At 73.9% G+C, this 16876-nt stretch carries 11 protein-coding genes; 5 read left to right on the top strand and 6 right to left on the bottom strand.

The features are described from left to right. Positions 1 to 34: 34 nt before the first annotated feature. Positions 35 to 1396, top strand: a complete 1362-nt coding sequence (locus K7787_RS30250; protein ID WP_223003593.1) for a GH1 family beta-glucosidase — start codon at positions 35 to 37, stop codon at positions 1394 to 1396. A 164-nt stretch (positions 1397 to 1560) separates the two neighbouring features. On the opposite strand, the gene K7787_RS30245 is transcribed toward K7787_RS30250, so the two are convergent. The 4 genes from K7787_RS30245 to K7787_RS30230 all read right to left on the bottom strand — a co-directional run bounded on the left by K7787_RS30245 (position 1561) and on the right by K7787_RS30230 (position 8786). Next, positions 1561 to 4041 (bottom strand): beta-glucosidase, encoded by a 2481-nt coding sequence (locus K7787_RS30245; RefSeq protein ID WP_223003592.1) that lies wholly within the window; start codon positions 4039 to 4041, stop codon positions 1561 to 1563. Between the two features lie 111 nt (positions 4042 to 4152). Next, positions 4153 to 5244 carry a DUF1996 domain-containing protein gene (locus K7787_RS30240; protein ID WP_223003591.1) on the bottom strand — a complete coding sequence of 364 codons (1092 nt, stop codon included), beginning with the start codon at positions 5242 to 5244 and terminating at the stop codon, positions 4153 to 4155. Between the two features lie 135 nt (positions 5245 to 5379). Continuing rightward, a complete protein-coding gene (locus K7787_RS30235) occupies positions 5380 to 7560 on the bottom strand; it encodes a discoidin domain-containing protein (RefSeq protein WP_223003590.1) in 2181 nt (726 codons plus the stop codon). Between the two features lie 260 nt (positions 7561 to 7820). Continuing rightward, entirely contained in the window at positions 7821 to 8786 is a 966-nt protein-coding gene (locus tag K7787_RS30230) for a zinc-binding dehydrogenase (protein WP_223003589.1), read from the bottom strand. A gap of 161 nt (positions 8787 to 8947) precedes the next feature. On the opposite strand from K7787_RS30230, the gene K7787_RS30225 reads away from it, so the two are divergent. Next, positions 8948 to 9616: a TetR/AcrR family transcriptional regulator gene (locus K7787_RS30225; RefSeq protein WP_223003588.1), complete on the top strand. Its 669-nt coding sequence runs from the start codon at positions 8948 to 8950 to the stop codon at positions 9614 to 9616. A gap of 191 nt (positions 9617 to 9807) precedes the next feature. On the opposite strand, the gene K7787_RS30220 is transcribed toward K7787_RS30225, so the two are convergent. Next, positions 9808 to 11229, bottom strand: coding sequence for a lamin tail domain-containing protein (locus tag K7787_RS30220; protein ID WP_223003587.1), 1422 nt, complete (start codon positions 11227 to 11229; stop codon positions 9808 to 9810). Positions 11230 to 11442: 213 nt separating this feature from the next. Here K7787_RS30220 and K7787_RS30215 point away from each other — a divergent pair, with 213 nt between their 5' ends. The 3 genes from K7787_RS30215 to K7787_RS30205 all read left to right on the top strand — a co-directional run bounded on the left by K7787_RS30215 (position 11443) and on the right by K7787_RS30205 (position 16333). After that, entirely contained in the window at positions 11443 to 12936 is a 1494-nt protein-coding gene (locus tag K7787_RS30215) for a carotenoid oxygenase family protein (RefSeq protein ID WP_223003586.1), read from the top strand. A 308-nt stretch (positions 12937 to 13244) separates the two neighbouring features. After that, entirely contained in the window at positions 13245 to 15197 is a 1953-nt protein-coding gene (locus tag K7787_RS30210) for a bifunctional metallophosphatase/5'-nucleotidase (RefSeq protein ID WP_223003585.1), read from the top strand. Between the two features lie 146 nt (positions 15198 to 15343). Continuing rightward, complete coding sequence (locus tag K7787_RS30205; protein ID WP_223003584.1) at positions 15344 to 16333, top strand: NAD-dependent epimerase/dehydratase family protein; 990 nt, start codon at positions 15344 to 15346, stop codon at positions 16331 to 16333. Positions 16334 to 16387: 54 nt separating this feature from the next. Here K7787_RS30205 and K7787_RS30200 read toward each other — a convergent pair whose 3' ends face one another. Beyond that, positions 16388 to 16738, bottom strand: coding sequence for a hypothetical protein (locus K7787_RS30200; protein WP_009192664.1), 351 nt, complete (start codon positions 16736 to 16738; stop codon positions 16388 to 16390). Positions 16739 to 16876 lie beyond the last annotated feature (138 nt).

Raw genomic sequence — 16876 nt, 5'->3', positions numbered from 1 at the left:
AGTGCCCCCCTCCGACACCTTCGAAAGGTTCTCCGTGTCCGACCCGATCGACCTCGCCGCCTTCCCCCACGACTTCGCCTGGGGCACCGCCACTTCGGCCTACCAGATCGAGGGGGCCGCCGCCGAGGACGGCCGTGCGCCGTCCATCTGGGACACCTTCTCCCACACCCCGGGAAAGGTCGACAACGACGACCACGGCGATGTCGCCTGCGACCACTACCACCGCTGGCCCGAGGACATCGCCCTGATGAAGGAGCTGGGTACGGACGCCTACCGGCTGTCCATCGCCTGGCCCCGGGTGGTGCCGGACGGCGACGGCCCCGTCAACGCCAAGGGCCTCGCCTTCTACGACCGGCTGGTCGACGGCCTGCTCGAAGCCGGCCTCACCCCCAACGTCACCGTCTACCACTGGGACCTCCCGCAGACCCTCCAGGACCGGGGCGGCTGGAACGAACGCGCCACCGCCGAACACCTCGCCGAGTACGCCTCGGTCGTCGCCGGGCGTCTGGGCGACCGGGCCACCCGGTGGGCCACGCTCAACGAGCCGCTGTGCTCGGCCTGGATCGGCCACCTGGAGGGCCGGATGGCGCCCGGTCTCACCGATCTGACCACCGCCGTCCGCGCCTCCTACCACCTGCTGCTCGGCCACGGCCTGGCCACCCAGGCGATCCGCGCCGCCGTCCCGAACGCACAGATCGGCCTGGTCACCAACCACTCCACCGTCGCGGCCGCGTCCACGAGCCCGGAGGACGTCGCCGCCGCCGCGCGGATGGACGGCCACACCAACCGCTGGTGGCTGGACCCGATCCACGGCCGCGGCTTCCCCGCCGACATGCGCGAGCTGTACGGCGTTGAACTCCCCGAGCAGACGGGCGACTTGGAGACCATCGCGGCCCCGCTGGACTGGCACGGGCTGAACTACTACTTCCCGGTCACGGTCGAGAACGACCCCGACGGCCCGGTCCCGTACGCCCGCGAGGTGCGGCTGCCCGACGTGCCGCGCACCGGCATGGACTGGCAGGTCGACGCCGACGGCCTGGAGAGCCTGCTGCTGCGGCTCACCGACGACTACGGCGTCCGCCGCCTCTACGTCACCGAGAACGGCTCCGCCTTCCCGGACACGGTCGGCCCCGACGGCGCCGTCCACGACCCGGGCCGGACCCGCTACCTGGAACAGCACCTCGCCGCCTGCGCCCGCGCCGTCCGCAAGGGCGCCCCGCTCGCCGGCTACTACGCCTGGTCGCTGCTGGACAACTTCGAGTGGGCGTACGGCTACGACAAGCGCTTCGGCCTCGTCCACGTCGACTACGCCACCCAGAAGCGCACCGTGAAGACGAGCGGACGGCGCTACGCGGAGATCGTCCGCGCCCACCGCCAGGGCTCCGCCACGGCCTGACCCGCCCGTACGCGACCCGAACGCACCCGCACCCACCGCGGCCCCGCCCGCCGGACCACACCCGGCGGCCGGGGCCGCGGCCGTACCGCGGGACCGGCGGCCCCGCGACCTCCGGTCCCGCCGGGGCCGGGCGTCCCCCTGCGACGCCCGGCCCCACGCTCACCTCACCTCACCTCGCCTCCGCCCTCCTCGGTGACCGTGAGCGAGTCCTCCCAGCGCACATCGCCCGCCGAGCGTCCGACCAGCAGCCGGTACGTCCCCGGCTCCGTGCGCCAGCCGCCGTCCGCCTCCGACCAGTACCGCAGGGCACGGGCCGGTACGGCCACCTCGGCGATCGCCGTCCCGCCCGGCTCGGCGCGTACCGCCGCGTACCCGGCGAACCACCGCTCCGGCCGGTCCACGGCCGAGCCGGGGCACGCCAGATAGACCTGGACCACCTCGCGCCCCGCCCGCCGCCCGGTGTTGCGCAGCCCGACCCGGACCGTGAACCCCGAGCCCGCGGCCACCTGCTCGGGCGCGGCCACGCTCTCATAGGCCCAGGTGGTGTAGCCGAGGCCGTGGCCGAACCAGTACGCGGGGGTGCGCCCGGCGCGCAGCCACGCCCGGTGGCCGATGTGCAGGCCCTCGGTGTACTCCAGGGTGCCGTCGGCGGCCGGGCGGGTCGCGGTGACGGGGGCGTCCGCCAGGGACGCCGCCCAGGTGGTGGGCAGCCGGCCCCCGGGCTCCGCGTGGCCGAAGAGCACGTCGGCGATGCCGCCGCCCGCCTCCTGGCCGGGGAACCAGGCCAGCAGCACGGCGGCCACCTCCTCGCGCCAGGGCAGTTCGACGGGGCCGCCGCTGTTGACGACGACGACCGTGCGCGGGTTGACCGCGGCCACCGCGCGTACGAGGGCGTCCTGCCGGCCGCCGAGGGCCAGGCCGGTGCGGTCGTGGCCCTCGGTCTCGGTGTGCTCGGTGGTGCCGACGAACACCACCGCCGCGTCCGCCCGCCGGGCCGCGTCGACCGCGGCGGCCAGCGCCGCGTCCGGGTCCTCCTCGGGCGGTGCGGCGGCCAGGATCGTGGCCCGGCCGGTGCCGGCCGCCAGTTCGCGCCGGGCCACGAGGACCACGGGCCGCCTCGGGGCGAGGACGGCCTTGACGGTGTGCAGGGGCGGGGTGACGTGCACGACCGCCGGATCGTCGGTGCGGCACGGGAAGTCGTCGTCCAGCAGCACCTGTTCGTCCAGGACGATCGTCATCCGGCCGAACCCGCCCACGCCGAAGGTCCATTCGCCGCCGCACCTCGGCCGCAGCACCGCGCTGATCTCCACGGTGTGCGCGCCGGGGACGAGGGTGGGCTCCAACTGGCGGCCCGACAGGCGGTGTTCGGCGTGCAGTTCGTGGCCGTGCTCGTCCAGCAGCCGCACCAGCACCCCTGGGGTGTCCGTCCTCGGGTCCGTGCACCGGTCGGCGTCCACGGGGGCCGGGGGGATGCCGAGCGAGGGGCCGGGCGCGTGCAGCACCCGGGCCCGGCCGCGCAGCCGGGTGCGGATGCCGTCCAGCGGGGTGACCACGCCCGACGGGTGGACGCCGGCGCTGCCGCCGCCCTGGACGCGCGGCGTCGCCGCGTGCGCCCCGATCACGGCGACCGTCGACAGCGCGGCCGGGTCCAGCGGCAGCACGCCGCCGCTGTTGCGCACCAGCACGGAACCGGCCGCGACGGCACGGCGCAGCAGCGCACGGGTGTCGCGCACGGAGACCGCAGGGCCGCGCCGGGGCGCGCCGGGACCGAGGGCGCCGACGCGGCCGGCGAGGCGCAGCAGCCGCCGTACCTTGTCGTCCACGGCCTCCAGCGGCACCCGGCCGTCGGCGACCGCGCCGGCCAGCGACTCGGCCCACGGACTGTGCGGGCCGGGCATCGCCAGGTCCAGCGCGGCGCGGGCCGGTTCCTCCGCCGTCCGCAGGGCGGCCCAGTCGGAGACGACGGCCCCGTCGAAGCCCCACTCGTCCTTGAGGACGTCCCCGAGCAGGTCGCTAGCGGTCATGGTGGTGCCGTTGACGCTGTTGTAGGCGGCCATCACGAGCCACACCCCGGCCTCGACGGCCGCCTCGAACGGGGCGAGATACACCTCGCGCAGCACCCGCTCGGCGACCCGCACGTCCACGGTGAGCCGGTCGGTCTCCGCGTCGTTGGCGACGAAGTGCTTGGCCGTGGCCGCGACCCCGTGCGCCTGAATGCCCCGGATCAGGGCGGCGCCGGTGCGCCCGGTCAGCTCCGGGTCCTCCGAGAAGCACTCGAAGTGCCGGCCGCCCAGCGGGCTGCGGTGCAGATTGAGCGTGGGCGCGAGGACGACGTCCACGCCCTTGCGGGCGGCCTCGGTGGCGAGCAGCCCGCCGAGCCGTTCCAGCAACTCCTCGTCCCACAGCGCGCCGAGGGCCGAGGCCGAGGGCAGCAGCGCCGAGGTGCGCCGCTCGTCCCAGCTCTCACCGCGCACCCCCGCCGGCCCGTCGGACAGGACCAACTGCCCGAGCCCGATGTCGGGTTCGGCCGCCGTGCGCCAGGTGGTGGCGCCGGTGAGCAGACGGATCCTCCGCGCCGGGCTCAGTTTCTCGATCAGCCGGTCGGTCATCTCGTCGTCGACGCCGCCGTCCATGTCGTCGTTCATCCCCACCCCCTGGTGTGCCGGTGAAGGCCGTCTCCCGTGGCGGGAGCAGGCCGAGGCCCGGCCGGCCGTGCGGGCGCACGGCCGGCCGGGCCGAGCGGAACGGGCCGGCGGTCAGGGCAGCCGGTAGTCCGCGTTCAGGGCCGCGCCCGCCTCCGGGTGCGTCTGGTCGTACCCGCGGGCGTCGCACTGCAGGCCGCCCACGATGCAGTGGTCGACCATGGCCTTGAGCGTGCGGTCCTCCCAGCCGTTGAAGAAGTCGTAGTGGAAGGAGTAGCCGCGGCCGCTGGCCAGGCGCACCTGGGACATGTCGCCGTTGACCGGGAACGCCATCTTGAACTCGATCATCGGCAGCGCCACCGGGTGGTCGGCGGGGCACATGTTGTCGTTGGTGCCGGGCTTGACGACCGGATAGGCCATGTGGCTCTGGTGGTCCGGCGTGTCGAGGTACTTCCCGTCCCAGCAACTGGGCGCCTGGAAGCGGATGTTGAGCTGCACGTCGGCCCGGTCGGGACAGCTCGCCGGGATGTCGACGTTGAAGTAGCTGTCCCCGCACTCCCAGCCCTCGACGAAGCCCTTGAGGTGGCGGAACTCGTCGGCGCTCTGCATCGGGTTGCCCACCACGAACCGCAGTCCCTTGGGGAAGGGGCGCACGCTCGTGTAGTCGGTGACGCCGGCCTTGTAGTAGATGGTCTGCGGTCCGACGGGCAGGATCTTCTGGTCGCCGTTGTACAGCGAGGGCATCCAGTACGCGGAGGCGTCGGCGGGCGCCTTGCAGGTGGTGGCGCCGCCGTCGAGGGAGGCGGTGGTGCTGTACGCGTTCGTGGAGGTGTTGCCCATGAACGTGTGGTCGTGGGACTTGCCGGGCTGGCCGGGGAAGACGATCGGGTCGTCCGGCGCGGTGTGCGTGACCGAGCAGTTGGCCTGGAACTCGTGGAAGTAGCGGGCCGGCGGGGTGGCCGTGGACGGGGTCACGCCGGTGACCTGCGGCACGGCCGGGATGTAGCCGTCGCCGTCCGGGTCGTCGGCGGACGCCTGGGTGGACACGGCCATCGTGTGCCCGGTGTGGACGGCGCTCGCCGCGGCGGGTGCGTCACCGCCGCTGTCGGTGGCGGCGGAGGCTATGGTGCCGACGCCGAGGACGCTCGCGAGGAGGGCGGTGCCGAGGAGGAGTGCGGGGAGCCGTTTTCTCGGACTCGATCTCATGGGGTTCTCCTGCCCGTGGGGTGGGAAGAGGCCCGCGGCACACGTGTGCCGTGGGGTGGTGCGATCGGTGCGGTGGCGGCGGAGCCCGTCGGGGTTCCTCGCGGGCCCCGCCGCCGGCGTCCCGGGGTCCAGCCGTCAGCTGTAGATCCCGAGTTCGTGGAGGGAGTAGCCCCAGCTCGTGCCGCGGGCGGTCAGCTGCAGGCGGACGTAGCGGCCGGTGGCCGAGACGTCGAGGGTGTCCACGTCGCCGTCGCCGGACGTGGTGGAGTACACCGAGCGCCAGGTGCTGCCGTCGTCGGAGACCTGGACCTCGTAGGACTTGCCGTAGGCGGGGTCCCAGACCAGCTGGAGCTTGCGGAAGGTCCTGGCCGAGCCGAGGTCCACCTGGAACCACTGGGGGTCGCTCCAGTCGCTGGCCCAGCGGGTGGTGGCGTTGCCGTCCACGGCCAGCTGCGGGGTGCAGGGGCAGTCGCCGTAGGACTGCTGGGAGGAGGAGGCGGTCGCCGGGCGGTTCAGCGCCAGGTTGGTGCCGCCGACCGGCGGGGCGACGACCTTGACGGATTTGGTCTCGATGCCGGCGTTGCCGTGCCCGTCCTCGGCCTGGATGTACACCTTCCACACGCCGAGCTTCTGCGGCGCGGTGACGGCGAACGTGCCGTTCCCGGTCTGGCGCCACTTCGCCTCGACGAGCCCCTTGTCGCCGCTGGCGTAGTTGCCGCTGAGGAACACCTTGTACGTGATCGGGTCGCCGTCGGGGTCGCGGACGCCCGCGCGCACCGTGAACTCGCCGCCGGCCGGGGCGGAGGAGGCCGGGTCGACGGTCATGTCGCTGATCACCGGGGGAGTGTTGTCACCGGCCGTCGAGCCGGTGTACGCCTTCTTCACCGCGTAGTACGACAGCCGCTTCAGCCCGTCGGGCACGAGGTTGAACCAGACGCCGCCGAAGTCGTGTTCGGTGCCGTAGTGGAAGAGGGTGGCGCCCAGGGCCACGCCCTGATGGGCCGTCACACAGTTCCAGGCCTTGGTGTAGCCGTCCGCCTTCTGCACGTCGGTGGGCTCGTCCGGGATGCCGTTGACGTCGTTCGGCACCTCCCACTCGCCGGCCGGACCGGTCTCGGTGATGATGTACGGCTTGGTGTAGCCGCCGTCGATCCAGTCCTGGCGGACCTTGCACACGTTGCTGTACGAGTTCATCGCGTACAGGTCCAGATCGGGCGCGTTGCGCTTGTAGTACGGCCAGGCGCCGGTCCACGCGTCGGTGGAGGTCACCGGGTGGTCGGGGTCGATGCTGTGGATCTTCTTGGCGACGTCGTTGACGAAGCTGGTGTACGCGTTGCGCTGCGCCTCCAGCTCGCTGCCGCTGTAGCAGTTCTGCAGGCCGAGCACCGACTCGTTGCCGACGTTCCACATCAGCGTCGCCGGATGGCTCTTGTAGGCCTCCACCCATTTCGCGAACTCGGTCAGCGAGTTGTTCTTGTACGTCGTGTCGGTCACGTAGTTCACACAGCCGCCCGCCCCCGGACCGCCGCCCGGCTGGAGCCAGAAGCCGTTGATCACACGGATGCCGTTGGCCGCCGCCGCGTCCAGGAGCTGCTTGCTGGAGGCGTCGGTGCCCCAGGTGCGGATCGTGTTGGCGCCCATCGCCTTCACGTCCGGCAGGTACTTGGGACCGTCGGAGACCGCCGGACCCCAGGTGACTCCCTTGACGGTGTACGGCTGTCCGCCCACCGTGAGGCGCCAGTCGCCCTGGCCGCCCTCGACCCTGACGGCGCCGCCCGAGGCCGGCGGCGGGGTGGTGCCGCCGCCCGGGGTGCCGTAGACCTGGAACTCCCACAGCGAGTAGCCGTACCCGCCGGCGCGGGCTAGGCCCTGCATACGGACGTAGCGGCCGGTCCCGGACAGGGCGAGGTCGTCGGTGCCGCCGTCGCCGCCGGTCACCGTCTTCAGGGTGCGCCAGTCGGTGCCGTTGTCGGAGGCCTGGATCTCGTAGTTCTTGCCGTAGGCCGCCTCCCAGGTCAGGACCACGCGGCTGAGGGTCGAGACCTGCCCCAGGTCGACCTGGAACCACTGCTGGTCGCTCCACTGGCTGGCCCACCGGGTGCCGGTCAGGTCGCCGTCCACCGCCAGCGCGGGCGCGTAGCCGTCGCCCTCCTGCGAGGAGGCGGTGGCGGTCTTGCCCTGGGACAGCAGCGCGTCGGCCGCGTGCGCGCCCGGCGCGGCGGCGAGGGTGAGCGACGAGGCGAGCAGGGCGCCGAGCGCGAGCAGCGGGACGGCGGCCCGGCGTGGGGGAGAGGCGGGGGCGGGGGATCTGGACACGAATGCTCCTGACAAGTCGGCTCGTTGCGGGTGCGGCCCCTCCGGGCGGGGTTGCGGGGCGGGCTGGGTCCAGCCCGGAGGGAGCCGTTCGCCGGGTCCGCGCCGTGGGCGGGACGGACCCGGAGCGCGTGGTGCGGGAGAGCGCTCTCCCGCACCATGCCCGTCCGCCATGCCTCGGTCAAGAAGGTGAACCGACTTTCCTTTAGGCTTTACTTAAGCCCCTGTGTCGTAAGGCGGTCCCGAGCGCCGTCCGGTCCGGCTCAGGGCGTCAGCACGATCCGGCCGAACACCTCGCCGGCGTCCATCCTCCGGTGGGCCGACGCCGCCTGGTCCAGCGGCAGCACCTCGTGCACGACCGTGCGCAGCGCACCGCGCTCGGCCGCGGCGAACTGGGCCGACCGCACGGCCCGCCGCTCGGGGCCGGGGACGCTGTCGGTGCTGAACGTGGCGAACGACAGCGACTTCCGGAAGGCGGCCAGCAGCCGCGCGCCGAAGTCGGCCGGCGGCTGCCCGCCGACCACGCCCACGACGACGTACCGCCCGTTCGTGTTCAACCTGTCCAGGAAGTCGGGGAGTTGCGGACCGCCCACGACGTCGATCACCACGTCGAAGCCCGACGCGGCCTTGGCGCCGTCGCCCCCGCCCGAGCGGTCGAGCACCAGAGTCGCACCCAAGTCCCGCAGCCGTGCGCCCCGTTCGGCCGACGCGGTGGTGACCGCCACCTCGCCCGCACCGGCCTCAGCCGCCAACTGCACCGCCGTCACGCCGATGCTGCCCGCCGCACCGCGCACGAGCACCGTCTCGCCGGGCGCGAACCGGGCCCGCTCCAGGGCGAAATGAGCGACCGGACCCGAACCGCCCAGCGTCACCGCGGCCGCGCACGTCAGGCCGTCGGGCAGCGCGAGGACATCCTCCACCGCGGCGACCGCCCGCTCGGCGTACCCGCCGGACAGCCCGGTGAACGCCCACACCCGCCGCCCCCGCCACGAGGCGTCCACGCCCTCGCCCACCGCGGTGACCGTGCCCGCGACCTCGCTGCCGAGAAGATGCCCCGCCCGGAAGCCGTACGCGGCCAACTGCCCCCGGCGGATCACGGCGTCCACCCCGCCCACCCCGATCGCCTCCGTGGCGATCCCCACCTGCCCGGGACCGGGCACGGGCGCCGGCGCCTCGACCACCTCCAGCCCGGCGGGGTCCCCGAACGTCCTGATCACCACGGCCCTCATCACATCTCCTCCGGTCGGCGGACGGCCGCCGCACGGCAGCGACGGCCGGGAACGGCGCGCCCGCCCGGTCCGTCGCCGACGCGTGCCGGGACGGGCGGGGTGGCGTCACCGTTCTCGGACCGTAGGGGACCCGTAGGCCCGGTTCGCTAAAGTGAGAGGCGATGACCGGCCGTTTGCCTCACCCCGCGCGCCCCGCCGTCCCTCCCGCCGTCCGCTCCGACGCCCGCGACAACCGGGTCCGCATCCTGGCGGCCGCCCGCGCGGTGTTCGGCGAGAGCGGACTGAGCGCGCCCGTCCGGGAGATCGCCCGGCGCGCGGAGGTCGGCCCCGCCACCCTCTACCGGCACTTCCCGGCCAAACAGGACCTGATCACGGCGGCCTTCGCCGATCAGCGCCGCGCCTGCCGGGCCATCGTCCACGACGCCCTCGCCGAGCCCGACCCGTGGCACGGCTTCCGGAGCCTGGTCGAGCGGACCTGCGAACTGCACGCCCACAGCCGGGGGTTCGCCGACGCCTTCATGGCCGCCTTCCCCGAGGCCATGGACTTCGCCGCCGACCGGGAACCGGCCCTGCGCGCGGTCGCCGAACTGGCCCGCCGCGCCCAGCGGAGCGGCCGGCTGCGCCCCGGGTTCGTCGTGGACGACCTGGTCCTGATGCTCATGGCCCACCGGGGCCTCCAGGACGCGCCGCCCGCCGCCCGGCTCGCGGCCTCCCGCCGCTTCGCGGCCTACGTCCTCGAGGCGTTCCGCGCTGCACCGCGGACGCCCGCAGCCGCCCCGCTGCCACCGCCGCCACGGCTGCGGGGCGCGCCCCCGGCCACCGCTCGGTGAGCCTGTGACCCGTCGCCCGGGCCGCCACCCGCCGCCCGGTCCACCGTCCGGGCCGCGATGTGCGGCAGCCGCCGACCCCGGGCGGGGGATCGGCGGCCGCGGCGGAACACGCCGGGGGCGGTCCTTCAGCGGGTGAGCCCTTGATCAGGCGACGCCTTCAGCGGGTAAGGGCGTCGACCGGGTTGGGGGGTTCAGCAGGTGACCGTCCCCTTGCGCAGGGCGTGGCCGCCGTCGTTCGCGTCGTCGGCCCAGTACACCGGCTTGACGCCGGCCACGCACTCGTCGGCCCCGGCCAGGGCGAAGCCCTCGTTGTTGTAGTCGGGCATGCCGCTGGGGCGGTTGTAGACCGCGACGGTGGTGAAGGCGCCGGTGGCCGCGTCCACCCGCAGGGTGCGGTGCTGGCCGTGGCAGGTGTCGTCGCAGACGGCCCACAGCCGCGACGCCTGCGGCTCCCACTGGAGTTCCATCACGCCGCTCATCCCGCTGGCGAACGAGGCCACGCGGGTGAACGCCCCGGAGTCCTGGAGGACGTAGCCGTAGACCGTGCCGGTGCCCTCGACGCCGACGAAGAACACACCGGCGCCGTGCGCGCCGTAGCGGGACGGGTCGTACGCCGCGCCGGTCGAGGCGTCCTTGAAACCGGCCCCGGTCAGATAGGAGTCCGGCACCCAAGTGACGCCCTCGAAACCGAGGTTGGAGTCGACGGAGGGCAGATCGCCGGTGAGGTTCCACTCCTTGGCGGCACTCAGCGTCGAACCCGTGCCGCTCACGTCGTACTTGAGCACGGACAGCCGGCTGGTGCCCGAGGAGTCGCCGTTGCGCTCGCTCGCGACGAACACCCCCGCGCCCGAGCCGCCCCCGGTGACGGTGACGCCCTCGCTGTCGGGGCTGCCGGAACCGCCCGGGTAGCGCAGGGTCTTGCCGGCGGACCAGCCGCCGGACGTGTCGGGCTTCCAGCCGCCGGAGCCGTCCCGGACCAGGCGCCACAGCTTGCCGCTGTTCTGCGCGCCCCACAGCACGCCGCCCTCCTGGTAGAGGCCGCTCAGGTCCTCGCCGAAGACGTTCGAGGCGTCCGCGGTCGTGACCGAGCCGCCGCCCGGCCAGGCCACCGGGGCGGTGGACCCGCCGCCGCTGCCGCCGCAGGCGTTGGGCGCGCCCAGGGTGACGGCGGCCGCCTCGAAGGAGCCGGTGCCGTCGGGGCAGCGGGACCAGGAGGGGTCGGAGTGCTCGCTCCAGGAGAAGCTGTCGACCTGTGTCTTGCCGTCCGCCAGGAACAGCCGGGCCTGGTCGCTGGAGCCGAGGCCGAACTGCGCGTGGACGTCGAAGGCGCGGAATCCGCCGGGCGCCAGCGTGGTCCCGGAGGGGATCGTGTACCGGTGGTCGTTGTCGTCGTCCTTGAGGACCCAGCCCGAGACGTCGACCGCGCCGGCGCCCTTGTTGTACAGCTCGATCGAGTCGTCGACGTCGCCGGTGGTGACCACCTCGTTGATGCGGATGTCGTCGGCCGGAGCCGCGTGGGCCGGTGCGGTCAGGGCGCCGGCGGCGAGCAGCGGCCCGGCGACGAGAAAGAGGGCAAGACCACGACGCCGACGGCGGGCGATCGATGCAGTCACGGAGTCCGTCCTGGGGTGGGTCGGGGACAGGGCGGCACGAGGTTCCCGGCACCGGCCGAACGGCACTCCGCCGCCCAGGCGGACGGGCCGTGAACGATCGCGGAAGTGTTGAGGCGCGGGACGCGCACCCGCTTCCCTGGCGGTCCCGGTGGCGGCCGGAGCCGGGCGGTACTTGACTGGCCGCAGGCAGGCACTCCGTCCGGGGAGGCACCCATGACCGCGTCCACCGCCTTCGACCCCGCGCGCACCGCCCACCTCAGCGGACGCTTCGCCCCCGTCACCGAGGAGGTCGACGTGGCGGAGCTGGAGATCACCGGGGAACTGCCGCCCGACCTGGACGGCGTCTACCTGCGCAACGGCCCCAACCCCCGGTTCACCCCGATCGGCAGCTACCTCTACCCGATCGACGGCGACGGCATGATCCACGGCGTCTGGCTCTCCGAGGGCCGGGCCCGCTACCGCAACCGCTTCGTCCGCACCCCCGCCATGATCGCCGAGGAGAGGGCCGGGCGCGCCCTGTGGGGCGGGCTGGAGTCCATGATCACGCCCGGCCCCGAGGAGGTCGGGGACGCCCTCGCCCACACCTTCAAGCCCCTCCCGGACATCAACGTCGTCCGGCACGCGGGCCGCCTGCTCGCCCTCGCCGAGTCCGACTGCCCGTTCCGGATGAGCCCGGACCTCGACACCCTCGGCAAGGAGACCTTCGACGGCCGCCTGCCCGCCGGCATCACCGCCCACCCCAAGATCGATCCGGCCACCGGCGAACTGGCCGTCTTCTGCTACGCCCTCGAACCCCCGTACCTGACCTGGTCGTCGATCGGCCCGGACGGCACGGTCCGCAGCGGCCCGACCCCCGTGGCCGGCGCCGAGGAACCCCAGATGATCCACGACATGGCCCTCACCGCCCGCTATCTCGTCCTCGTCCTGGCCCCGGCGTTCTTCGACGTCACCGCCGCCCTGAACGGCGGCTCCTTCATCGCCTGGCGCCCCGACCGGGGCACCCGCATCGCCCTGATCCCGCGCGACGGAGGCCCGGTCCGGTGGGCGGACGACGAGGCGTTCTGGCTCTGGCACACGGTCAACGCCTACGACGACCCCGGCAGCGGCCAGGTCGTCCTCGACTACGTGCAGTGGCCGGCCCTCTCGCTCGGCGCGGGCGGCTCCGCCGACGGGCGGGACGGGCACCCCGGCAGGTCCGGGGGCGGTGGCAGGTCCGGAGACGGCAGCAGGGCCGGGGGCAGCGGTCGGCACGGACTGACCCGCGCCCTGATCGATCCCGTCGCGGGCACCGTGCGGCGCACGGTGCTGGACGACTCCCGGGTGGAACTGCCCCGCATCGACGACCGCTTCCTCGCGCGCCCCCACCACCGGCTCGCCGTGGCGAGCGACAGCGGTCGCGTCGACGGCCTGCTCCCCGGCGAGTACGACGCCCTGCGCTGGTACGACCTCGGCGCCTCGGGCGTCACCTCCCAGGTGTGGAACGCCGGAGACCTCTCCGTCGGCGAGCCCGTCTTCGCCCCGGCGCCCGGCACGCGCGACGGCGAGCGCGGCTACTGGCTGACCTACGCCACCGACCGTACCGACGGCACCAGTTGGTTCCTCGTCCTGCCCGCCGACGACCCCGCTCAGGGGCCCGTCGCCCGAGCCCGCATCCCCGTCCGGGTCCCCCTCGGTCTGCACGGCGTCTGGCTGCCCACGGAGGAATGAGCCGGCCGACGACGCCGAACGCCCGTCGGCCGACGACACCTCACGCCCGTCGGCCGGTGACACCGCGCGCTCAGCACCGTCCCGTACCGAGTTGACCGAGGCCTTCGCCGACACCGCCGACGTGGGACTCGGCACCGACACCGACACCGGCGAACCGGAGACGCGCGGCCGGCCGCACATGGCTGGTTCTGTTCCCTTGTCGCCTCCGTGTCCCCGGCCGTTCACACGCGGTCCGTTCTGAGGCTGTCGCGCGGCCCCGTGGCCGTGCTTTGCTCCTGGGTCGTCACAACGACCCAGGGGGGCACTCGATGGCGCGAGAGTTCGGACGGCGTACCTTCCTCACGGCGGCCGGGACGGCCGTCACGACGGCGGCGGTCGGGAGCCCCGCATACGCGTCGGCCCACGCACGGGACGCGGCCACGGCCGACGACCTGGTGGACGTACAGCTGCTCAACATCACCGATCTGCACGGCTACTTGCAGGCCGCCCCCGGCGGCACCGCCGTCATCACCGGCGCCGGCGGCAAGACGTACACCGTGGGCGGGGTCGCCTACCTGGCGACCCATCTGAAGAGACTGCGCGACGGACGCCGCAACTCCCTGTTCTTCGCGCCCGGAGACCTCTTCTCCGGCTGGGAGTTCGACGCCGAGAGCCTCGCCGACGAGCCGACCATCGAGGCGCTCAACCGGCTCGGCCTGGACTTCGCGACCGCCGGAAACCACGAGTTCGACAAGTCCCCGGCCTTCCTCACCCAGCACATGGAGGACGGCGTCGCCTTCCCGCGCGTCGGCTGGGACGACTCCTTCCCCGACTCCACCGGGCAACGCTTCAAGGGCGCGAACTTCCGCTACTACAGCGCCAACATGGTGTGGTCCCGCACCGCAAGCACCGTGCTGCCGCCCTACAACATCGAGTGGGTGGACGCCGGGAAGGGCCGCAAGCTGCCGATCGGCTTCATCCACCTGACCGCCGTGGGCACCGACACCGGCTCCACCTCCTACCAGCCCGCCCTGTCCTCCCTGGACGAACTGGTCACCGCCAACCACCGCGCCGCCGAACTCAAGGCCCGCGGCGTCAACGCGATCGTGCTCAGCATGCACGACGGCGCGGTCGCCGGCAGCGACTTCAACTCCGGCAGCGACCCCTCCGGCCCCGCCTACGACCTGGCCCGCAAGGTCTCCGCGGACATCGACGTCATCGTCACCGGCCACTGGCACTGCCGCTTCAACATGATGGTCCCCGACCCGCACGGCGTGCCCCGGCCGTTCGTCGAGGCCGGCTGCCACGGTCAGCTGATCAACGAGATCAACCTGCGCCTGGACCCGCGCACCGGCAAGGTCGTCCGCGCCCTGACGACGTCCACCAACCACCCCAACACCCGTGACGTCACCCCGGACAAGGAACTCAAGGAGACAGTCGACTACTGGACGGGATACGCCGCCCGCCGCGCCACCACCGCCATCGGCAAGCAGACCGCCTCCTTCACCCGCACCCGCGACGACAGCGGCGAGAGCACCATGGGCGACCTGGCGGCGGACTGGGCCCTGTGGGCCGGACAGCAGCCGCTCGGCCCCATGAACGACGCCAACCGGTACCCCCACGACCCGGCCGAACTCGCCCTGATCGTCTCGGCGCCGCAGATCGGCCAGAGCGTCATCAACCAGGACCTGACCTTCGACACCGCCTCCGGCGGCACCGTCACCTTCGGCCAGGCCTGGAAGGCCATCGGCTACGGCGACCCCATCCTCACCGTCACGGTCAGCGGCCAGCAGCTGCACGACGCGCTCGAACAGCAGTGGACCACGGCCGCCGACGGGACGCTGCGCTTCGCGCCGCTCGCCGTGTCCGCCAACGTCCGCTACACCTTCGACGCCACCGGCCCGGTCGGCGACCGCGTCGATCCGGCCGATGTCCTCATCGACGGCCGCCCGTTGGACCCGGCCCGCCGCTACCGCCTCGCCGCGACCTCGTACACGCTGCTCGGCGCCGACGGGTTCACCGCGTTCGCCGGCTTCAAGGCCCCCGTGCGCCACGTCCGCGACTTCGAGAGCTTCGTGGCGTTCGTGCAGGAGAAGAAGCAGCTCACCCCCGCCGAGCGGAACCGGGTGACGGTGGCCAACGCGACCGCGCGTTCGGCCCGTGTCGGCGAGATCGTGACGGCGGCGCCGCGCGCCCTAGGCCGCGACGGAGCGGCGGTCACCTCCCGCGCGGAGGCCGCCCAACTCACCCGCGCCGGCAACGAGTTCAACGTGCCCTGCTGAGCCCGCCAGCGGGACGAAGCCCGGCCGTGACCCCGGAACCGGGCCGCGCGGGACATCGGAGGGCGCCGCACCGCGTCCGGCTCTGCCCACGGCAGAACCCCCTTGGCGCGTGCGGGCCCCTCTGATGGGGTGAGGCCATGGAACGCATGGAGATTCTGGTCCTCGGCGGCACGGCCTGGCTGGGACGCGAGGTGTCCCGGCAGGCCGTCGACCGCGGTCACCGCGTGACCTGTCTGGCCCGCGGCGAGAGCGGCGCGGTGGCGGACGGCGCACACCTGGTGGCCGCGGACCGCCGCGACCCCGACGCGTACGCGGCCCTGTCCCGCCGGGAATGGGACGCCGTGCTGGAGGTGTCCTGGCAGCCCGGCTTCGTACGCCGGGCGGCCGCCGCCCTCGGCGCCATGGCCCGGCACTGGACCTACGCGTCCTCGGCCAGCGTGTACGCCTCCCACGGCGAGCCCGGCGCGGACGAGTCCGCCGCCCTGCTGCCGCCCACGGACCGGGAGGAGGCCGACCGGGAGCACTACGGGGAGGCCAAGTCCGCCTGCGAGGCCCTGACCCGGGAGGCCGTGGCCGACGACCGCCTCCTGATCGCCCGCGCCGGACTCATCGGCGGGCCCGGCGACCACAGCGACCGCTCCGGCTACTGGGTGGCCCGCGCCGCCCGGGACCCCGAGGCGCCGCTCCTCGTCCCCGACACACCCGACCTTCCGACCCAGGTCGTCGACGTACGCGACCTCGCGACCTGGCTCCTCGACACCGCCGAACACGGCACCACCGGCACCTACAACGCGCTCGGCCCCGCCCTCCCCTTCGCCGACTGGATCGAGCTGTCGCGCCTCGTCGGCGGCCACACCGGCCCCGTCGTCACGGCGTCGTCGGAGCGGCTTGTCGCACAGGGAGTGGCCGAGTACATGGGGCCCGGCTCCCTGCCCATGTGGCTGGTCGAACCGGGCTGGGAGGGCTGGGCGGCGCGCGACGGCTCCGCCGCCGTACGGGCGGGTTTGCGCCACCGGTCCCGTACCGAACTCCTCACCGACACCCTGCGCTGGGAGCGCGACCAGGGCCTCGACCGCCCCCGCCGCGCGGGCATCAGCCGGGAGCGGGAGAGCGAACTCCTGTCGGCCCTCGGGTGAGCCCGCCGGGCCGGTGACGGGCCCGCGCACTGCGGACGGCCCCGTGGGCTCCGGTCACGACGACGCGAGACCGCCGAGGACGATCTCCACCTCGTCGCCCGTCCGGACGAGGTCCCGCACCTGCCAGACGCGGCCGTCGATCGTCGTGCCGGCGGCGGTGGTGTACGCCGGGACGGCGAGCACCGGCCCCGCCGGGGTCCCGGTGCGCAGCTCCGCCGCGGTGAGCACCCCGTCGGAGAAGCGCAGGTCCACGTCGAGGGGCGAGGGACCGGCCGCGAAGGCGGCCGGGTCCGGCAGCCCCTGGACACGGCAGCGGGCGCCGGGGAAGAGATGGGTGTGACCGCAGACGGCCGGAAACGTGTCCGTCCCGCCCGCGCCTCCACCGGCGGACTGGGCATCGGGCATGGGGCGGCTCCCTGGTGCGTGCAGGTGTGCGGGTGTGCGTGCGGCGGCGGATACGTGTCCCGTGAGGCTAGCCGACGGCACGCCCGCAGCCGCCGAACCCGGGCCCGTGAGCCCGGCACGTCACCCCGCCCGCCCTGT

The organism is Streptomyces sennicomposti (assembly GCF_019890635.1).
GTDB classification, from domain to species: domain Bacteria; phylum Actinomycetota; class Actinomycetes; order Streptomycetales; family Streptomycetaceae; genus Streptomyces; species Streptomyces sennicomposti.
Note: the sequence above shows the minus strand (reverse complement) of the source record. Positions and strands in the feature narration are given on the sequence as shown.